Origin of the sequence: Nocardioides stalactiti, assembly GCF_014180715.1 — a bacterium.
Taxonomy (GTDB): Bacteria; Actinomycetota; Actinomycetes; order Propionibacteriales; family Nocardioidaceae; genus Nocardioides; species Nocardioides stalactiti.
Genome location: NZ_JACEFC010000047.1, coordinates 13252 through 31152 on the forward strand (window position 1 = coordinate 13252; position 17901 = coordinate 31152).

Below are 17901 nucleotides of genomic sequence, written 5' to 3' on the forward strand. Positions count from 1 at the left end.
GTCAGTCGGTGGCGCCGCCGCGGACGACCTTGTTCTCCTTCATCGCCAGCTCGGCGACGACGACGATGCTCTTGGGCTGCCAGGGGCGGGGGAGGTCGGCGCAGGCGTCGCGGATGGCGGCCTTGACGGCTTTGGCGGTGGCCTCGTCGGCGCCCTCGTCGAGCACCACGTCGACCGCGACGACGGCGCCCACAAGGGCGTTGGCGCGGCCGTAGACCCGGGCCGCCCGGACGCCGGGGACCGCGGTGACCCGGTCCTCGACGGGGAGCGGGTGGACCTTCACGCCGCCGACGTTGATGACGTCGGTCTTGCGGCCGCGGAACTCGATCCGGTCGCCGACCACCTCGACCAGGTCGCCCGTGGGCCACCACTCGTCGACCGGCCGGTCCTCCTCGCCGTGGTAGCCCAGCATGCTCGCGCCCGAGCGGACGTAGAGCTCGCCGTCGACGATCTTGAGGCTGACGTCGGCGTCGTTGCTGCCCTCGAGCAGCGACGTGGGCAGGCCGTCGTCGCCGTCGCGGACCGAGCCGGTCGAGCCGAACTCCGAGCCGGCGTAGATGTGGGAGATCCGCGCCTCGGGCCAGGTCTCCCGCAGCTCCTCGAGGAGGGCGCCGGGGGCGGCCTCGCCGCCGAGCGTCACCTGGCGCAGCCGCGGCACAGGACGGTCGTCTGCGCGGAACTCGGCGAGCATGAAGCGCCAGAACGTCGGCGTCGCGCTGATGTGCGTGACGTGGTGGTCGTGGATGAGCTCGAGCACGGCCTGCGGGCGGCGTACGGACGGGGCGACGAGGGTCGCGCCGGTCCCGAGGACGTGGATGAGCACCTGGAGGCCGGCGAACTGCTGAGGGCCGTAGGCGAGCAGCCAGACCTGTCCCGAGCCGTCGCGCGCCTTGTCCATCCGGGAGAGCTGGCGCGACCAGTCGTGCCGGACCCCCTTGGGTGTCCCGGTGCTGCCGGTCGTGAGGACCATGAGCGGCCGCCGCTCGGGCAGGTCCGCTCCGGTGACGGGGGAGCCCCGCAGCGCCTCCGGCCGTACGACGTGCGCGGCGGGCGAGCCGAGGTCGGAGCGGTCGGACACGACCACCGGGTGGGCGAACGCGGCGGCCTGGCGGTCCATCTCCTCCGGCGTGACGTCGGGGGCGTAGACGCACGCCTCGGCGCCGACGAGCGACGCCGCCGCCATCAGCGCGACCACGACCGGGATGTCGTTGGAGGTGATCGCGAACCGCTCGATGCCGGCCGCGCGCAGCCCGCCGGCGAGGACCGCCGCCTCGTCGGCCAGCCGCGCGTAGGTCCACTCGCCGCCCTCGGCGATCATCGCCAGGGCCGCGGGGTCGCGGTCGGCCGCACGACGCAGGAGCTCGATCACGGGCGCGGGGCCTCCTCGGTGAGCGCGGCCACCTCGGCGCGCAGGATCTCGGTGAACTGCTCGGGAGTGATCGAGAGCCGGTTGCGGTCGAAGCTCTGGATCAGGGTGACCCGGCCGCGGAACGTCGTCGCGGTGACGAAGAGGACCTGGTTGGGCGTCGGGGCGAGCGAGACGCACATCCGGCGGACGCTGGCGGGTGCGTCCGCGGTGACGATGCCGAGGTTGCTGAGGTTGGCGGCGGGCGTGCCCGTCTCCATCCAGCGGCGCACGACCTTGTCCGTGGTCTCGCCGACGGGCAGCTTGTCGACGCCGCTCAGGGCGAAGAAGAGCTCCGGCTCGCCGCGGTCGACCCGGCGCCGGATGTCGGCCGAGGCCTCGCGTGCCAGCGCGCCGGTCTCCTGGGTGGGGTCGAACGAGGCCGACACCACGGCTGCGGACTGTCCGACGGCGTCGACCGCCGGCTCCGCCGCGCGCACCCGCAGGTCGACCGTGGTCGACAACGGGATCCGCTCCAGCTCGGGGGCGAGCCGGGACATCGCCTTCAGCACGATCGCGGTGAGCGCGCCGTGGACGGTCGCGCCGTTCGCCTTGGCCCAGGCGAGCAGGGCGGAGGCTTCGTCGATCTCGAGGTCGAAGATGGTGAAGGCCAGGTCACGCGGCTTCTCGAGCGCCCGGTCGTACCAGCCCGGTACGCCACCGTTGCCGACGTAGCCGTCCTCGTCGCGGACCTCGCGCGCCGTCGCGAGCATCTGGGTGCGGCGGGTGCCCCAGTCGCGTTCGGGCAGCGCGTAGGTGCCGAGCCCCTCGGTCGGCGCGGTCAGGGGGTGGCCGGAGACGTCGTCACCGTCGACGAGCACCCGGGAGAGGAGCAGCAGCAGCTGCGCCATCGGCCGGCCGTCGAGCGCCACGTGGTGCGCGGTGACCGCGATCGCCGTACCTCCGGCGGAGGCGGGCGCGGTGGCGCACCGTACGAGTGGGCCGTCGAGGTCGATGCGCTCGTCACCGACGGCGGCGAGCATCGTCCACTGGTCGGGGTACGGCGTGACGTCGCCGAGCAGGTGGGGAGCGAAGTCGATCTCCGCCTCGCGGGGGCCGCCGCGGACCACGCGGGCGCCGATGACCGGCACCTGCGCCGTGAGACGCGCCCACGCCTGGTGCACCTGCGCCGGGTCGTGGTCGCCCGCCACCTCGATGAACCCGAGGGCGTTCATCGGCCAGAGCCGGTCGACGACCTCGTAGTAGATCTCGGTCGGGTCGAGGGGGCGGGACGTCACGACGCGATCAACAGGTGAGGCCACCGTCGACGACGATCACCTGGCCCGTGATCCAGTCGTTGCGCTCGTCGACGAGGAACTGGATCGTGCGGGCGATGTCGTCGGGCTCGCCGAGCCGCCCGGCCGGGGTGCGGCGGACGATCTGGTTGAGCTGGCCGTCGTCGAGACCGTGGCTCATCTCGGTACGCAGGTATCCCGACGCGATGCTGTTGACGGTGATCTTGCGCGAGCCGACCTCCCGGGCCAGGGCTCGGGTGAAGCCGTCGATCGCCGCCTTCGTGGCGCCATAGACCGTCAGCCCGCGATAGCCGGTCAGACCGGTGATCGAGGAGATGTTGACGATCCGGCCGCCGCCGTGGGCGAGCATGTTGCGCACGACCTGGCGGCTCAGGTGGATGGTCGCCTTGAGGTTGAGGTCGATGACGGTGTCGGAGTCCTCGTCGGTGAACAGCGCGAGGATGCCGTCACGGGCGACGCCGGCGTTGTTGACGAGCACGTCGACCGAGCCCCAGGTCTTGATGACCTGCTTGACGAACGCCGTCGACTGCTCGCGGTCGGCGATGTCGGCCTCGACGAACAGGAAGCGGTCCGGGTAGTCGGTCTCCCACTCCTTGACCTGCGGGGTCGAGGAGCGGGAGCACGACGCGACGCGGTCGCCGGAGTCGAGGAAGGACTGGACGATGCCGGCGCCCAGGCCCCGACTGCCGCCCGTGACGAGGACGGTGCGGGGTGTCTTCATGCGGGGACGGACTCGCCCGCCTCGTAGAACGCGACGATCTCCGCGACGGTCTCCGGCATCAGGCCGGCGCCGAACGGGTCGTTGCCGTACTCGTCCTCGAGGAGAGCCGAGAGCTCGGCGGTCTCGAGCGAGTCGAGGCCGAGGCCCTCCTCGCCGTGGATGGGGGAGTCGAGGGCAACGGTCACGTCGCCCTTGTCGGAGCGCTCCAGGAGGCCCTTGACGAGGTCCAGGATCGAGTTCTGCAGGTCGGTCATCTTCTCAACTTCCGTGCATGGGGGGTCATTGTCGCAAACGCTCGACAGCGCAGGGGGTTATCCCCGGTAGCGGTGCCGGTCGTAGAGGGAGGCCTCGATCTCGAGCTTGGCGAGGCGTCGGGCGGGTACGCCGCCGTGCAGGTGCGCAGCCGCGACCTGTTGCCGCGTCCACGCGGTCGAGCCGGCCGCCAGCAGGGCGCCCTCGCCGATCGTGACGCCCGGCAGGACGGTGCAGTTGGTGGAGATCGCAGCCGACTTCTCCAAGGTCACCGGCTCCAGGATGAGGCCGCCGTTGACCGGATCGAACGCGTGCGTCAGCACGGTGCTGCGGATGCCGGTGATCCAGGCGTTGTCCTCCAGGATCACGCCACCTCCGCAGTCGATGTAGTGCATGGAGATGATGTGGGCGTGCTCGCCCATCCGGAGCGTGCGCATCGTGCCGTTGTCGACGGCGCCGGGCTCGAAGCCCGATCCGCCGAGGAACCAGTTGAACATCACGATCCGTGAGCCCGTGCCGATCTGCACCAGCTTGAGGAAGCGAAAGGCGTTGAAGTTGCCGATCTGCACGCCTTCGGCGATCTCGAAGCGCTCGACGGCCTGCACCCAGCAGATGCCGATGCGGGCGGAGGGGTGGATCCGGTGCCCGAGGCGGTTCAGGACCTTGATCTTGAACGCGCTGGAGGGCAGCAGGAAGACGAGCATCATCAGGCGCTGGCGCACGGGGCGACTCTAACTTTCTCGCGGCGAGCGCGGTTTGCGTGCCTGCACGTCGAGAGTGATCCGCGGAACGGCGTTGTTCTCGACGGCCTTGTCCATCACCCACGCGGTCGGCGGGATCGTCCAGGACGGCGCGCGCAGCGAGACCAGGTAGGCCTTCGACGACATCGGGTAGCGGGTGTGGGCGTCGACCTTGATGTCGACGTAGCCGGCCCGCTCCAACAGGGTCGTGATGCTCTGCTTCGTGTGGAGGATCCGGTGGTGGCCGGCGAGGCGCCGGTCGGAGATCCGCGACACCCGGCCGCCGCTGGCGACCTTGGCGCGGTAGAACGCACGGTCGGCGATCGTGTTGTGCGGCGTCTGGAGGAACAGCAGCCCGCCGGGGTTGAGCATCCGATGCACCTCGCGGAGCATCCGCTCGCCGTCGCGCACGTGCGCGAGCACGCACCACATGGTCACGACGTCGAAGTCGTCCTCGTGGTCGTGCGCGGACAGGTCGCCGAGCTCGAGGTCGACGCCGCTCAGCTCGCGGGCGACGGCGACCGCGCCCTCGAGGATGTCGTTGCCGGACACGGTGAAGCCGTACTCGTCGCGGGCCACGGCGAGGAACTCGCCGCCGCCGGCGCCGACGTCGTACAGGGTCGGCTTGTCGATGTCCTTGACCTCGTCGGCCAGCCACGCGAGCTTCTCGCGCCAGACCGCCGGTCCGACGCCCTCGCGCTTGGCGTCGACCCAGTCCGCGACGTACTCGACCGAGACCTCGTCGGTGCTGACGACCTCCGTCGGTGCCGTGGTCTCCTCGACGAGGAACTGGGCGCGGCACGAGGCGCAGCGGGCGACGACGATGTCGTTGCGACGCGACGCGGGACCGACGTGGACGGCTCCGGAGCCGCACGCGGGGCAGGTCATGGCCGTCACCGGGCGGCGTCCGCGGCGGCCAGGACCCGGTCGATCTCGCGTCGGACCACGGCCCGACCCTCGTCGTTGGTGTGGAGGCCGTCGTAGGTGTAGCGCCACTGCCAGATGCCGTTCTCGTCGGAGAACTCGTCGATGCAGTCGATGAGCAGGACCTGGGGACCGTCGTCGCTCAACGCGGCGGCGGCCTTGTGCATCGCGGCCTGCATCAGGTGCAGCGCCTGGGTCCGCTCCTCGAGGGTGCCCACGACGGGGAAGCCGGTCTGCTCCTCGGCGACGTCGCTCTCCGGGGGCGGGACGTAGACGAGCACGCGGTCGCTGCCGGTGGCCCGCGCCGACTCGCGGATCTTCTCCAGGTAGGTCGCCACGAAGTCGTAGGTCCGCGGCTCGTTCATCCGCGGCACCAGGTGGCAGCGCACGTCGATCTCGCCGAAGGAGTAGATCCACAGGACGTTCTTGGCGTTCTTGGTGCGCCCGACCAGGCGGAAGATCCGCAGCACGGCCGGCGGCAGGCCCTGCCGGGCGATGGAGAACTGGAGCCGCGGACCGAGGTGACAGACCCAGCGTCCGTCCTCGATGTGGCGCAGCGGCTTGCCGAGCTCACGCGCGGGGGTGAGGGCGGCGTGGGAGTCGCCGACCCAGATCTCCTTGAGCTGGCCGCGCCAGGCGGCCCAGAAGAGCTGGAGGGAGTAGATCGTGAACTGTGTCTTCGCCTTGGTGACACGCAGGAAGTGCCGCGTGCGGTGGAGCGGGAGCCGGTGGGTGACGGCGCTCTCCGCCTCGCTCATCGCGCCCCGCCCAGGCACGCAGCGGCCACGGTCGTGGTGGCGCCGGTCGTGACGTCCACGACCGGGAGGTCGCCGATGAGCCGGAGCCGGTCCTCGACGCTGCGCATCCGCGACATCGTGCCGTCGGGGTTGCGCGAGGTGAGGAAGCGGCTGGCGCGGTAGCCCTCGGCGGAGGTGAGGCTCGGCAGGTCGTTGGCGACGTCGTCGCGGACGAAGAACGCGTTGGCGCCGTTGCTCGAGCAGCCGATGAACCGGTAGCCGCGCTCGTTGGCCTGGTGGACGAACGCCCCGAGTGACGCGCCGAAGTAGAGCTGGGAGTAGTGCGCCTCGCTGTTCACGAACGACGGGTCGTAGGGCACCGTGATCGCAGCGGTCGGCCCGAACAGCGCGTTGTACTCCATCACCACGATGGCCGGGTCGACCACGGCGACGGCCTTCCACAGCCAGTAGTCGTTGCCGTCGACGTCGATCGACAGCACGCCGACCTGGCCCTCGAAGCCGTTGTCCTTCATGAGGGCATTGATGTTGTCGGTGGTGACGAACGCGCTGACCGGCTCGACGTCGTGCCGCCAGCTCATGCCGGTGCCGAGGACGAACTTGACGTGCGACTCCCCACCGTCGATGACGAGGCCGCGCCAGTTGTTGTTCTGGACGAGGAAGCGGGTGTTGGACTCGCGGTAGTCGCCGGTCCCGATCTCGACGAACGAGTCCGGGTGGATGCCGATCGTGCGGATCAGGTACTGGAGGATCCCGTCCTCGCCGAACTGCGAGAAGACCTTGAACTCGATGTCCTCGAGCTTGTCCGGCTTGGTGTTCGACGCGAGCACGTGGCTCTCGAGCTTCCCGATGGCGAGGAGGAGCTCGTCGTGCTGGGCGCGGAGCCGCTGCACGATCTGGCGCGCGACAGGAGCGGACGCCACCCGGCGGAGCGAGCGGTAGGCAAGAGCGGACGGCACGGAACTGACCTCCACGCAGGGGGACTGGAGATGACCACCGGACGATAGCCCACGCTGGTGTGTGAGGATTCGGCCTATGGCGGATCCCGGACAAGAAGCGCTCGCGCCGAGCGCTACGGACGGGACGGCGGACGCTCCGGTCGGTACGACGGCGGGGGGCGCGGGCGGCGCCCGGCGGCGGATGGGCGCGGTCACGATCGACCAGGCCATCTCCAGCATCTCGAACCTGATGGTCCTCATCTGGGCCGCCCACGCGCTCGAGCCGGTGGACTTCGGCCGGTTCAGCCTGGTCCTCCTCACCTACATGTTCGTGCAGGGCAGCGTCGTCCGCGCGCTGGTGTCGTGGACCGTGATGGTCCACCCCGAGGACGCGGACACGCGGCCGCGCGCCGTGCTCGGCAGCGCGGTGATCCTCGCCGTCGGGGCCGGCGCCATCTGCCTCGCGGCAGGCGGTCTGCTCGCGCTCGGTGACAGCCCGCTCTCGACGCCGCTCCTGCTCGTCGGCCTGCTCATGCCGCTGCTGTCGGTCCAGGACGTCGGCCGCTACGTCGCCTTCGCCCAGGCCAAGCCGCGCAAGGCGATCGTGCTCGACTCCCTCTGGCTGGTGCTCACCGTCGTCGCGCTGAGCGGCATCGCGCTCGTCCACGAGATCACCCTGCTGTGGCTGGTCGTCGGCTGGGCGGGCACCGGGGCGCTCGCAGGGTTGTGGGTGTTCGGGCAGCACGGCATCCCGCGGGGCCGCGAGCTCACGCTCGGCTGGCTCCGTGAGCGGTGGGACTTCTCCTGGCGCTCGCTCGTCGCGGCCAGCTCCAGCTCGGTCGTCGCGATGCTCGGCGCCACCCTGGTCGCCGTGGTCAGCGGCCCGCTGGCCGTCGCCGCCGTGCGGGCCGCGCTCCTCCTCGAGAGGCCGAGCACCACGGTGCAGACCGCCGTCGCGACATCGGCGGGTGCGGACATCGCCCGCGAGCGGCCGGACAACCACGGGCTGCTCGTCCACCAGCGTCGGGCGATGCTGGTGTCGGTCGTCGTCGCGGCCCTCAACTTCGCCGTGCTCTTCCTCATCCCTGACTGGGCGGGTGAGCTGCTCCTCGGTGACGTGTGGCACCTGGTCACGCCGCTGCTGCTCATCCTCGGCCTCCGGGTCCTGGCGATGGCGGCGCAGAGCGGGGTCCGCGCCGCGCTGATGGGCCGTCGCCAGATCGGCCCGGTCATGATCGTCGACATCGTCGGGACCGCGCTGTCCATCATCGGGTTCGTCATCGGTGCCGCGCTCGGCGACGCCGAGGGCGCGATGTGGGGCTCGTTGGTCGGTCTCGTGCTCACTGTCATCGGTTGGTGGGCGGTGCTCATCAAGCACCTGCGGAGCGGGGAGACCTACCCCGACCTGGCGCCCAGCGCGGGCACTGCCGAGACCGCTGCCGAGACCGCAGACGAGGCCGCCGACGTGGCCGGGACCGGCCCCGTATCCTGACGCGCGTGCTCAAGCGCCTCCTGCTGCCCCTGATCCGGGCGATCCTCCGCTGGCCGGTCGTCCTCCGACAGCGCTGGCAGTGGGCCAAGGACGAGGTCGAGGTCGCGCCGGGCACCTTCGTGTCCCGTGGGGCGCGGCTGGGTCGCCGGGTCCGCATCACGACGCCGTCCTACATCGACCCGTGCGAGATCGGGCCGTACTCGATCCTGGCCCGGGTCTCGATCCGGAGCGTCAACCACGAGACCCGCTTCCTCAACATGCAGGAGGTCGCGCAGCGCCGGGTCATCGGCGGCAGGTCCGTCGTGACGCCGCTCGACCAGCCGATCAGGATCGGGGCGGCCTGCTGGCTCAGCGACAACGTCACCGTGCTGCGCGGCGTCGAGATCGGCAACGGTGCGGTCATCGGCGCCGGGGCCGTCGTCACCAAGGACGTGCCGCCGTTCGCGATCGCGGTCGGCAACCCGGCCCGGGTGCTGCGCTACCGCTACCCCGACGAGATCGTGGACCTGATCCGCGACGTCGACTGGTGGAACTGGAGCGACGAGCGGCTGCGGGCCAACGCCGACCTCTTCGAGATCGACCTGGAGACCGTCGAGCCGGCGGTCCTCAAGGCCCGGATCGCCGAGCTCGACTGAGCCCGACGGCGCCCGACGGCGCCCGACGTTGGCCTCAGAGGCTCCGGAACCAGTCGCGGTCGGTCTCGTAGCCGAAGTCGACCAGCGCGTCGCCGGCGAAGGAGTCGAACACCTCTCCCGCCTCCGGGGTGAAGTGGTTGCGCCAGTCGCCCGAGGCGCCCTTGCGCCGGAAGCTGCCGCGATCCTCCTGCCCGGCCTTGCGACCGGCGGACCGGGAGAAGTCGTGGCGCTGGACCGCGAGCTCGACCATCTCCTGGTCGGGCTCGGCACCGGCAGCCGTGAGCGCCCGCACCATCTCCGCGACGGGGTCTGCGTGCAGGCCCTCGAACGACACGTGGCCCACGCCCGGGCGGTCCCACCAGTCGCGAACGTGGACGTGCCAGGGCGTGCCGACCGTCGTCGGCGACACCGTCATCTGGTACTCGACGAACTTCGGCAGGTTGCCCTGGACGTCGGCCGGGTCGAACGACGAGCCGTAGAGCTCGTCGAAGATCTTCGCGATGCCCTGGGAGAAGCGCGGGTTCTTGTTCAGCTGGAGCGCACGGGTCCAGTAGAAGTAGAACGACGTCATGACGTCGCGCCCGTCCCGGCGGATGTAGATCGCCTGCGGCATCCGCTCGTCGTACAGGTAGTGCGAGTGCACGACCGCCTTGAACATCAGCGGGAGCTGGTAGTCCACCGGCACAGGGAGGCCCAGCGAGGTGCCCATCAGCTCGCACAGCCAGTTGGTGCCCGACTTGGGGAAGCCGCATCCCACCCACATGCCGAGGCTGCGGCCGCGCCGCTTGAGGATCTGGTGCGTGGTGGCCGCGGAGAAGCGCCGGAGCTTCTCCTCGGCCCACAGCGTCCGCGGGGACCGGTCGTCGTCGCCGACGATCTGGGTCACGAAGCGGAGCCCTTCCGACGGAACAGGAAGTGGGTGTCGTGGAGGTCGATGAGGGCCCGCAGCTCGTCGTTCTCGTAGACCGGGCGCTCGTCGACCTTCTCGTAACCGGCCGCCTCGACCAGGTGGGAGAAGTCCTTCATCGTGCCGTCGAGCTCGGTGCTCAACAGCTGGTGCGGCGTGTTGGGGACGATGAAGAGCCACTCGATGTCGCGCTCGGCGATCCGGTCGAGCCACCAGCCGATGGCCTCCATCGAGCACTCGGAGAACGAGTGGATGTTGATCGCGACGTCGTAGGCGTCGGCGAGGGTCTCGTACTCCGGGAGCGGGACGACACGGACGGTGTCGGGCACCTGGCGGTAGTCGAGGTAGTACTGGCACAGGAACGTCGAGGTCGCGACGCCGTCGATGCAGTCGTACTTCGCGAGGTTCGGCAGCCCGGCCGACACGCGGTGCGCCATCCGGCCGTAGCCGGCGCCGATGTCGAGGACGCGGAGACCGTCGATGCTGCTCAGGCCCATCTGGGCGTCGAGGTAGCTGATCTCGTTGACGCTGTCGAGCAGGTCCCGGCTCACCGCGGGGCGGTTGCCGTAGGTGAAGGTCCACGCACCGAACGTGCCGTCCTCCTCGAGCCGCTTGAGCAGGCCGAGGCGGTCGCGCGACTCGACGTCGAGGAGCGTCAGGTACATCCGGGCCTCGGCCGCGTTGCGCAGCTGGCGGAACTGCCACACGTAGGCGTTGTCGCCGCGGAACCACGCGAGCGACAGGTTGCGCTTGAGGAAGCCCTGGCGCCACTGGGTGTGCGCCGTCGCCGCGACGTCGAGGTTGTCGTAGGCGTGCTGGAGCTTCGCGAGCTCCGGGTTGTCGGTGTTGAGAGTCGCCTCGGCGCCCGCGGGGAGCGGGACGGCGTCGTTGTGCGACACCCGCGCGTAGCGCTGGGCCTCGCCGTCCAGCTTGGAGACCTGGTAGCCGGCGCGGGCGGCTGCCGTCTTGACCTGTCGCTTGGTCCAGGACGCGACCAACGAGGGGTTGGCGCGCTTCAGCTTTGCAATGAACTGGCTCTCAGTGGGGGGCACAGTGGGCAACCTTAGGTCAGAGTCCGGGGGATGGTGGAATGTTCCACGCCCTGACCGGAAGGACCCCCGTTCCCGTGCTCTCGACCCCCGTCGTGCTGATCGCGTTCAACCGCCCGCACCTGGCTCGTCGTACTCTCGCCGCCATCCGGGAGGCTGCTCCCGAGCGGGTCTTCCTGGTGGCCGACGGTCCCCGCGCGGACCGTCCCGACGACGCTGCGCTCTGCGCCGAGACCCGTGCGGTGTTCGACGAGATCGACTGGCCCTGCCAGGTCGACCGACGGTTCTCCGAGGTCAACCTCGGCGTCGAGGGCAACGTCGAGCTCGGCCTCGACTGGGTCTTCTCCCAGGTGTCGGAGGCGTTCGTCTTCGAGGACGACTGCACCCCGGACCCGACGTTCTTCCGCTTCGCCGAGGAGCTACTCGAGCGCTACCGGGACGACGCCCGGGTGTGGCAGGTCGCCGGCAACCGGCACGGGGTGCCGACTCGTCTCTACAAGGGCCACAGCTATGCCTTCGCGAGCTGGGCGAGCGTCTGGGGCTGGGCGACCTGGGCGGACCGCTGGCAGCAGCACCGCGCGGTGTTCACCCGGGACCACGTCCGCCGCTCCGCGACCGACGCGGGCGACGCCCCGGTCCGCACCCGGCCGGCCGTCCCCGCGCCGGGCACCCTCGTCACCCGCGCGGGCCGGAAGCACTTCACCGAGGCCGCGGCCTCGGCGGACGTCGTCACCCACGGGTGGGACAAGCACTGGTGGCTGACCGTCATGAGCGAGGGCGGGCTCTGTGTCGCGCCGGCCGGCAACCTCGTCGTCAACAGCGGCTTCGGCGAGGACGCCACCCATGGCTACTCGCCGGGGCGTGAGGACGACCCGGCCGAGCCGATGGCGTTCCCGCTGTCCCACCCGCCGCAGGTCGCCCTCGACCCCGACGTGGAGCGCGAGCTCGAGCTCCACCTCAACCGCGTCGGCGGCCCCGCGGCCCGGCTGGGCCGCAAGCTCATCAAGTCCCCTAGACTGCGCCGCGCCGCTCGGGCGGCGGTCAACAGTCGTCCCGCGAAGAGTGCCGCGCGGGTTGCCTCCCGGATGACCCAGAGGAGCTGAGCTGATCGTGGCTGACCCCCAGCAGCCCCCCTTGCAGCCGCCCGCGCAGGCCCTCAGGACGCCGGTCGTCCTGATCGCCTTCCGGCGGCCCGACGTCACGCGCCGCAACCTCGACGTGCTCCGCAGCGTGCAGCCCGAGCAGCTCTTCGTGGTGGCCGACGGTCCGCGGCCGGGCCGCGCCGAGGAGGCCGAGAGGTGCGCCGAGGTGCGCGCGCTCCTCGACGAGATCGACTGGCCGGTGAAGGTGGAGCGCAAGCTCGCCGAGCGCAACCTCGGGCTCGAGGCCAACGTCGAGCTCGGTCTCGACTGGGTCTTCTCCCAGGTCGACCGTGCGATCGTGCTCGAGGACGACTGCATCCCCGACCCGTCGTTCTTCCGGTACGCCGAGGAGCTCCTCGAGCGCTACGCCGACGACAAGCGGGTGTGGCAGATCGGTGGTGACACCCACCTGGTGCCGCCCGCCATGTTCGGCGAGGACAGCTACGGCTTCAGCACCTGGGCGAGCGTCTGGGGCTGGGCGACGTGGGCCGACCGGTGGCACGACCACCGCGCGGAGTTCAACCGCGACCATGCCGGCGCCGAGGATCGCGTCGACGACGTACCGCGCACGGCGGACGCCCAGCGCACCCACGTCGCCGTGCCGCACCCGGAGGCGCTCATCACCGACGCCGCCCGCAAGCACTTCACGTTCGTGTCGACCGAGCCCGACGGCGACCGCTACGGCTGGGACCACCACTGGTGGGTGACGATCATGTCGCGACAGGGCCTCTCGATCATGCCGCGGGTCAACCTGGTCGAGCACGACGGCTACGGCGAGGGCGCGACCCACACCCGGGCGTCGAAGAAGCCGGTCCCGTCCTCCTCCCTGGACTTCCCGCTCGTGCACCCGTCCGTCGTGGAGCTGAACCGCGCCATCGAGGGGGAGCTCGAGCTGGTCCTGCTGCGCACCGATGGCCGGCTCTCCCGGCTGGCACGCAAGCTGATCCGCCCGCTGTGGATGCGCGCGCTGGTGCGCCGCTTCATCGAGATCCCGGTGGTGTGGCGGGTCGTGCGCCGCGTGGTGAACAAGTGAGCCGGTTGCCGGCTCGGCTCCAGCCCGCCTGGCCCCTGCTCAAGCGGCTGCACCGGCTCCTGTCGGTGCTGGCCGGGATGGCCTACCGCCCGTTCGGCCGGCTGCTCGGCGTCCGCGGCCTGCCGCGCACGGCGACCACCGCGTCGGTCACGACCGCCGAGCGCGAGCCCGGGGCGGTCACGCTCCACCCGGCCGGACCGGTCGAGGTCCTCGAGCGGGGCCCCGCCCAGGGAACGCCTCCCGCGCACTGGGTCTTCGAGCAGGGCCGGCACGCCGAGGTGCCCGCGCGCTACGTGCTCGACATCCGCGACGGCCGGCTGGTCGGCGACTTCGGGGCGAGCGTCACCCCGGGCGGCATCCTCGACTACCAGACCTCCGGCTACTTCGGGCTCCAGAGCTGGCGCGAGCACCCGGTCTTCCTCCGCCCGCGGTTGCCCGAGGTCGAGCAGCACGAGGGGACCCTGCTCAGCCTCACCACCCGGGGCACGGTCGTGAACTACTACCACTTCCTGTACGACGCCGTGGCTCGCTACGGCATCTTCGAGGAGGCGATGCCGGGCGAGCGTGTCGACGGCGTGGTCGTGCCGCACGGATCGGGCTACCAGCGCCAGATCCTCGAGCTCGCCGGGATCCCCGGCCCCTACGTCCAGCCGCGAGCAGACCGCACCGTCCGGGCGGACCGGCTGCTGGTGCCGAGCACCCCCAACCAGGACCTCCTCGCCCCGCGCTCAGCGACCGAGTGGCTGCGCAAGCGGCTTCCCCCGAGCGGCGCGACCGGCACGCCCACCCACCTGTACCTCTCCCGCGGCCAGCAGCCCGGAGGGCGGCGCTACCTCCAGGAGCCTGAGCTGTGGCCGCTGCTGGAGCAGCGCGGCTTCGTCATGCTCGACCCTGGCACGTTGAGCGTCCAGGAGCAGATCGACGTCTTCCACGGCGCCGAGGTGATCATCGCGCCGCACGGCGCCGCGCTGACCAACCTCACCTGGAGCCGTCCCGGGGTCCGGGTCCTGGAGATGTTCGCGGGCACCTACGTGCACCTGGGGCTGTGGACGATCGCCGAGGCGATCGGGGGCGTCCACTACCGCTACCTGGTGGGCACAGGAGTCCTCCCCGAGGGCAAGGAGCCCACCGGCATCGTCGACGACATCGACATCCCGGTCGCGGCCGTCCTCGCCGAGCTGGACCTGCTGCTCGGGATGTGAGGCGGCGGCCGGCGGTCGATCAGGCCGTCGTGCGGATCGCGGTGATGTCGAGGTCGGTCCGAGTGCAGGCAAGCGTGAGCATGCTGAGTCCGGTCGCCACGCCCACCGCGAGGACGACGAGCGCGAACGCGCCCAGCCAGGGGACCTCGACAGGCAGGACGACCAGTCGTTCGTGGGCGACCGTCCCCAGCGAGCGGGTGTCGCTGGTGCCCAGGACGCCTCGCGCCGCGACGACGCCGGACGCGACGGCACCCGGTGCCATCAGGGTCAGCGGCAGGACCGCCTGGACGAGCAGTGCGCGACGGAGCGTCGGGCGGGGTACGCCGGCCGCCACCAGGCCGGCGGTCGACGGCCGAGCAAGGGCCGCCGCCTCAGCGGCTGAGATCATCACCCCGACCAGGCTCATCAGGAGGGCGGCCGCGAGAACCACCCGCACCAGTCCCATGGTGTCGGCGTAGAAGCTGTTCTGCTCCGGTGGCGCGGCCACCGCCAGCCACTCGCCGAACCCCAGGACGAACCCGCCGACCAGCAGCACCCCGAGGACCACCGAGGAGGAGCGACCGGCGACGTACGGGGTGTGCTCGAGGCGGCGGGAGGCGATCAGCAGCCCGGCCGATCTCGTGTGCTCGGCGATCCAACGACCGAGGCCGTGCGCGCAGGTGGCGCTGCCTGCGATCAGGCCGGCGAGGGTCAGGATCATCGCGGTCGCGACGATCGTGACGGAAGCAGGCGTGGAATCGTCCGCGAGACCGACGGCGGACTGGAGGCCGCCGAACACCGACAGGATCACGAGGCCGGCGAGGCCGCAGGCTGCCGGCCACTGCCTCGGAGGTTCGGTGCGCCAGAGACGGACCACCCCGAACGGCGACACCGACACCCTGCGAGTGACGAGCACGCAGAACGCCGTCACCAATGCAGGTGTCACGAGCAGTGCGATGAGGTGCAGCGAGAGTGGCAGAGCGACGTCTGTCGGCAGCAGGCGGACCTGTCCGCGGAGGATGTCGATGCGCACGGTGTCGGGCCCCATGGGCGTGATCTCGCGGTAGGTGCCGTGGGCGGTGGTGATCACATCGAGCTGAGCGCGGCCGAGCGAGGTCGCGATGAGGGCGGTCGCTGAGCCGGCCAGGGCCGAGATGCCTGTCTCGAGGGCGACGACAAGCCGGACGTCGACAGGGGTGGCGCCGGTCAATCGGAGGGCGGCGAGTCGGCGGTCCCGCGCGGTGGCGCCGATCCGAGCACATTGGGCGGCCAGCAGTGCGACGAGGGCCACCAGTACCGCGAGGGCGAGCACTGTGCCGCGACGCAGCGATGCGTCCTGGAGCACGTCGTAGCGGTACGGGCCGTCGTCGGTGCCGACAGCCAGCACCGCGAGAAGTGCGAGCACGACGGCCTCCGCGACCGCTCCGACGGCACCAGTGGCGGCGACGCGGAGCAGATCGGTGCGATCCCAGCGGGTGGCCAGCCACAGGAGGAGCCGCAGCCGCCTAAGCATCGACGGTCGACCTCCCGTCGGCCATCGCGACGCGGCGGTGGGCGACTCGAGCGACGTCCTGGTCGTGGGTGACCAGAACGACCCCGGTCCCGTGACGGGTCGCGGCACCCTCGATCAGGCGGAGCACCGACGCTCCCGCCGCGCTGTCCAGCGCGCCGGTCGGCTCGTCGGCGAAGAGCACCTCCGGCTCGGTGACCAGCGCGCGGGCGAGCGCGGCCCGTTGAGCCTCGCCGCCCGACATCTCTGTCGGGCGGCGACGGGCGAGGTCGCCAATTCCGACGGCATCCAGCTGTTCGGCCGCCGCTCGAAGCGCGCTCCTCCTACGGCTGCCGGCGAGCAGGAGCGGTAGTGCCACGTTCTCCTCGGCGGTCAGCTCAGCCACCAGTTGTCCGAACTGGAAGAGCACGCCGAACCTGGTGCGACGCAGTACCGATCTTTCGTGCTCCGACATCGTGTGGACCGGCGACCCGTGGAACCACACCTCGCCCTCGTCCGGCACGACCATCCCTGACAGGCAGTGCAGCAGAGTCGACTTCCCCGACCCTGAGGGACCGACAACTGCGACGATCTCGCCGGCCCGCAGCGTGAACGAGGCCGCGGCCAACGCTCTCGCCGGGCCGAACGACAGGTGAAGGTCCGCGGCCCGGAGCAGACACGAGCCACTGGCATCTGTCACCGAGATGCGAACGGTGGAGTCACGCCGTGCCGTACTTCCACGCGCTGCAGTCGTCCGGCGCCCAGGTCTTCTGCTCACAGACCCTGATCTGGATCGCCTTGCCCTCGGCGGCAGCCCAGTTGATGTCCTTGCACGAGTCGACGTCGCCGTCGTAGTACGTGCGGCTGATCGAGCCGCCAGCCACGCCGTACTCGACGAACACCTTCGCCTTGTTGAGCTTGCACAGATCGATGTGCTCGCCGTATGCCCTGAAGCGAGCCTTGGCGTCGTGATCGGCGTCGTTGTAGAACCAGCCGACGTCCGTGGCTGCCTGAGCGGTCACGGTGGTCAGGGCCAGCAGGACGAGCGTGGCCGTCCCTGACGCACTGATGGATCGAACTCGCATCCCTTCCCCCTTGGATCTTCGAGGCCTGCCCCTCCCGGCGGGATCCTTCGAAATCGAACATCCTGAATGGGACATTAGGTGAAGCGAACGTCGCGGTCAAGCAGCGGTGGTCGCCGGAGCGCTCGTCGAGGACGAGGATCAGGCGTCGGTGACCTGCGCGGTGGCGCGGCTCGGGTCCTCGGCGTAGGGCACCAGCCGACGCACGATCTTGGCGGGGGACCCGATGACGACCACGTTGTCGGGAACGTCGCCGCGGACCACGGAGTTGGCGCCGACGACCGAGCCGTGGCCGATCCTCACCGTGCCGAGCACGACCGCGTGCGCGCCGATCGTGACGTGGTCACCGAGCGCCGGGAACCCGTAGTCGCCCGAGCTGCCGCGCCCGGGCTCGCCGAGGACGACCCCCGGGTTGAGCCGGCAGTCGACACCGGTGACCACCCCGGGCCCGATGACGATGCCGTTGGAGTGGACCAGGGCGAAGCCCGGTCCGAGCGTCGCGTCCGGGTGGATCTCCGCGCCGGACCAGACCAGGCCGATCGAGCGCAGCACGAACGCGAGCGGCCGCAGCGGCGTCCGTGCCAGCGCCGAGGCGAACCGGTGCAGGATCACCACCTGGACCTGCGGGGTCACGACGGCCTTGCCGATGACCCAGGCCCAGAAGCCCAGCCCGGTACGACGCGTGTGGTCGACGTTGGCCCGCAGGTCGGCCTCGATGGTGCTCAGCATGGGGAGTCAGGTCGTCAGGCGGAAGGAGCCTTGTGGCTGCCGCTGTCGTCGGCCGGCGGAGGCGGCGGGGGCAGCGGCGCCGCCTTGTCAGCCGGGACGGCCCGACGCGAGCCTCGTTTGCTCGCCTTCGAGGACTTCGTGGTCGGCGCCGACCGGCGGCCGCGACTGCTG

The 17901-nt window shown here is 71.0% G+C and carries 19 protein-coding genes; 5 read left to right on the forward strand and 14 right to left on the reverse strand.

The features are described 5' to 3' along the window. Position 1: 1 nt before the first annotated feature. From H0487_RS11290 to H0487_RS11325, 8 genes are read right to left on the reverse strand one after another with little or no spacing between them, the layout of a single operon-like run. Positions 2 to 1369, reverse strand: coding sequence for a class I adenylate-forming enzyme family protein (locus H0487_RS11290; protein ID WP_183094336.1), 1368 nt, complete (start codon positions 1367 to 1369; stop codon positions 2 to 4). Further along, positions 1366 to 2643, reverse strand: coding sequence for a phthiocerol/phthiodiolone dimycocerosyl transferase family protein (locus H0487_RS11295; protein ID WP_183094337.1), 1278 nt, complete (start codon positions 2641 to 2643; stop codon positions 1366 to 1368). The genes H0487_RS11290 and H0487_RS11295 overlap by 4 nt, the downstream gene beginning before the upstream one ends. 7 nt (positions 2644 to 2650) lie before the next feature. Further along, positions 2651 to 3382: an SDR family NAD(P)-dependent oxidoreductase gene (locus H0487_RS11300; RefSeq protein WP_183094338.1), complete on the reverse strand. Its 732-nt coding sequence runs from the start codon at positions 3380 to 3382 to the stop codon at positions 2651 to 2653. Continuing rightward, on the reverse strand, positions 3379 to 3636 hold the full coding sequence (locus H0487_RS11305) for an acyl carrier protein (RefSeq protein ID WP_183094339.1): 258 nt from the start codon (positions 3634 to 3636) through the stop codon (positions 3379 to 3381). Before H0487_RS11305 ends, H0487_RS11300 begins: the two co-directional genes overlap by 4 nt. Positions 3637 to 3693: 57 nt before the next feature. Further along, positions 3694 to 4356, reverse strand: coding sequence for an acyltransferase (locus tag H0487_RS24290; RefSeq protein WP_220793320.1), 663 nt, complete (start codon positions 4354 to 4356; stop codon positions 3694 to 3696). Positions 4357 to 4365: 9 nt separating this feature from the next. Continuing rightward, positions 4366 to 5262: a class I SAM-dependent methyltransferase gene (locus H0487_RS11315; protein WP_183094340.1), complete on the reverse strand. Its 897-nt coding sequence runs from the start codon at positions 5260 to 5262 to the stop codon at positions 4366 to 4368. A 5-nt stretch (positions 5263 to 5267) separates the two neighbouring features. Continuing rightward, a complete protein-coding gene (locus H0487_RS11320) occupies positions 5268 to 6056 on the reverse strand; it encodes an SGNH/GDSL hydrolase family protein (RefSeq protein WP_183094341.1) in 789 nt (262 codons plus the stop codon). Next, positions 6053 to 7012: a hypothetical protein gene (locus H0487_RS11325; protein ID WP_183094342.1), complete on the reverse strand. Its 960-nt coding sequence runs from the start codon at positions 7010 to 7012 to the stop codon at positions 6053 to 6055. The genes H0487_RS11320 and H0487_RS11325 overlap by 4 nt, the downstream gene beginning before the upstream one ends. 76 nt (positions 7013 to 7088) lie before the next feature. Here H0487_RS11325 and H0487_RS11330 point away from each other — a divergent pair, with 76 nt between their 5' ends. Then, positions 7089 to 8483: an MATE family efflux transporter gene (locus tag H0487_RS11330; RefSeq protein ID WP_183094343.1), complete on the forward strand. Its 1395-nt coding sequence runs from the start codon at positions 7089 to 7091 to the stop codon at positions 8481 to 8483. A 5-nt stretch (positions 8484 to 8488) separates the two neighbouring features. Next, positions 8489 to 9118, forward strand: coding sequence for a CatB-related O-acetyltransferase (locus H0487_RS23870; RefSeq protein WP_312855910.1), 630 nt, complete (start codon positions 8489 to 8491; stop codon positions 9116 to 9118). Between the two features lie 34 nt (positions 9119 to 9152). Here the strand turns inward: H0487_RS23870 and H0487_RS23395 are convergent, their stop codons facing one another. Continuing rightward, positions 9153 to 10004 (reverse strand): sulfotransferase domain-containing protein, encoded by an 852-nt coding sequence (locus H0487_RS23395; RefSeq protein WP_183094344.1) that lies wholly within the window; start codon positions 10002 to 10004, stop codon positions 9153 to 9155. Next, the gene (locus H0487_RS24295; RefSeq protein ID WP_183094345.1) at positions 10001 to 11077 is read right to left on the reverse strand and encodes a putative sugar O-methyltransferase; all 1077 of its coding nucleotides are present in this window, start codon (positions 11075 to 11077) and stop codon (positions 10001 to 10003) included. Before H0487_RS24295 ends, H0487_RS23395 begins: the two co-directional genes overlap by 4 nt. Positions 11078 to 11151: 74 nt before the next feature. Here H0487_RS24295 and H0487_RS11350 point away from each other — a divergent pair, with 74 nt between their 5' ends. Genes H0487_RS11350 through H0487_RS11360 form a run of 3 tightly spaced genes read left to right on the forward strand, consistent with a single transcriptional unit; the run spans position 11152 to position 14451 of the window. Beyond that, positions 11152 to 12177, forward strand: coding sequence for a glycosyltransferase family protein (locus tag H0487_RS11350; RefSeq protein ID WP_183094346.1), 1026 nt, complete (start codon positions 11152 to 11154; stop codon positions 12175 to 12177). Between the two features lie 7 nt (positions 12178 to 12184). Continuing rightward, entirely contained in the window at positions 12185 to 13249 is a 1065-nt protein-coding gene (locus tag H0487_RS11355) for a glycosyltransferase family 2 protein (RefSeq protein WP_183094347.1), read from the forward strand. Then, positions 13246 to 14451: a glycosyltransferase family 61 protein gene (locus H0487_RS11360; RefSeq protein WP_183094348.1), complete on the forward strand. Its 1206-nt coding sequence runs from the start codon at positions 13246 to 13248 to the stop codon at positions 14449 to 14451. The genes H0487_RS11355 and H0487_RS11360 overlap by 4 nt, the downstream gene beginning before the upstream one ends. 19 nt (positions 14452 to 14470) lie before the next feature. Here the strand turns inward: H0487_RS11360 and H0487_RS11365 are convergent, their stop codons facing one another. The 4 genes from H0487_RS11365 to H0487_RS11380 form a co-directional block, all read right to left on the reverse strand. Further along, positions 14471 to 15943, reverse strand: a complete 1473-nt coding sequence (locus tag H0487_RS11365) for an FtsX-like permease family protein (protein WP_183094349.1) — start codon at positions 15941 to 15943, stop codon at positions 14471 to 14473. Further along, on the reverse strand, positions 15936 to 16697 hold the full coding sequence (locus H0487_RS11370) for an ABC transporter ATP-binding protein (protein WP_312855911.1): 762 nt from the start codon (positions 16695 to 16697) through the stop codon (positions 15936 to 15938). Before H0487_RS11370 ends, H0487_RS11365 begins: the two co-directional genes overlap by 8 nt. Further along, positions 16639 to 17004, reverse strand: a complete 366-nt coding sequence (locus H0487_RS11375) for a hypothetical protein (protein ID WP_183094351.1) — start codon at positions 17002 to 17004, stop codon at positions 16639 to 16641. Before H0487_RS11375 ends, H0487_RS11370 begins: the two co-directional genes overlap by 59 nt. Before the next feature lie 138 nt (positions 17005 to 17142). Next, positions 17143 to 17730: a serine O-acetyltransferase gene (locus H0487_RS11380; RefSeq protein WP_183094352.1), complete on the reverse strand. Its 588-nt coding sequence runs from the start codon at positions 17728 to 17730 to the stop codon at positions 17143 to 17145. Positions 17731 to 17901: the final 171 nt, after the last annotated feature.

Bases quoted from the DNA above. Each gene is read 5' to 3' on its own strand.
- H0487_RS11300 (WP_183094338.1), bottom strand. From the start codon at position 3,382: ATGAAGACACCCCGCACCGTCCTCGTCACGGGCGGCAGTCGGGGCCTG.
- H0487_RS11305 (WP_183094339.1), bottom strand. From the start codon at position 3,636: ATGACCGACCTGCAGAACTCGATCCTGGACCTCGTCAAGGGCCTCCTG.
- H0487_RS11315 (WP_183094340.1), bottom strand. From the start codon at position 5,262: ATGACCTGCCCCGCGTGCGGCTCCGGAGCCGTCCACGTCGGTCCCGCG.
- H0487_RS11320 (WP_183094341.1), bottom strand. From the start codon at position 6,056: ATGAGCGAGGCGGAGAGCGCCGTCACCCACCGGCTCCCGCTCCACCGC.
- H0487_RS11330 (WP_183094343.1), top strand. From the start codon at position 7,089: ATGGCGGATCCCGGACAAGAAGCGCTCGCGCCGAGCGCTACGGACGGG.
- H0487_RS11365 (WP_183094349.1), bottom strand. From the start codon at position 15,943: ATGCTTAGGCGGCTGCGGCTCCTCCTGTGGCTGGCCACCCGCTGGGAT.
- H0487_RS11375 (WP_183094351.1), bottom strand. From the start codon at position 17,004: ATGCGAGTTCGATCCATCAGTGCGTCAGGGACGGCCACGCTCGTCCTG.
- H0487_RS11380 (WP_183094352.1), bottom strand. From the start codon at position 17,730: ATGCTGAGCACCATCGAGGCCGACCTGCGGGCCAACGTCGACCACACG.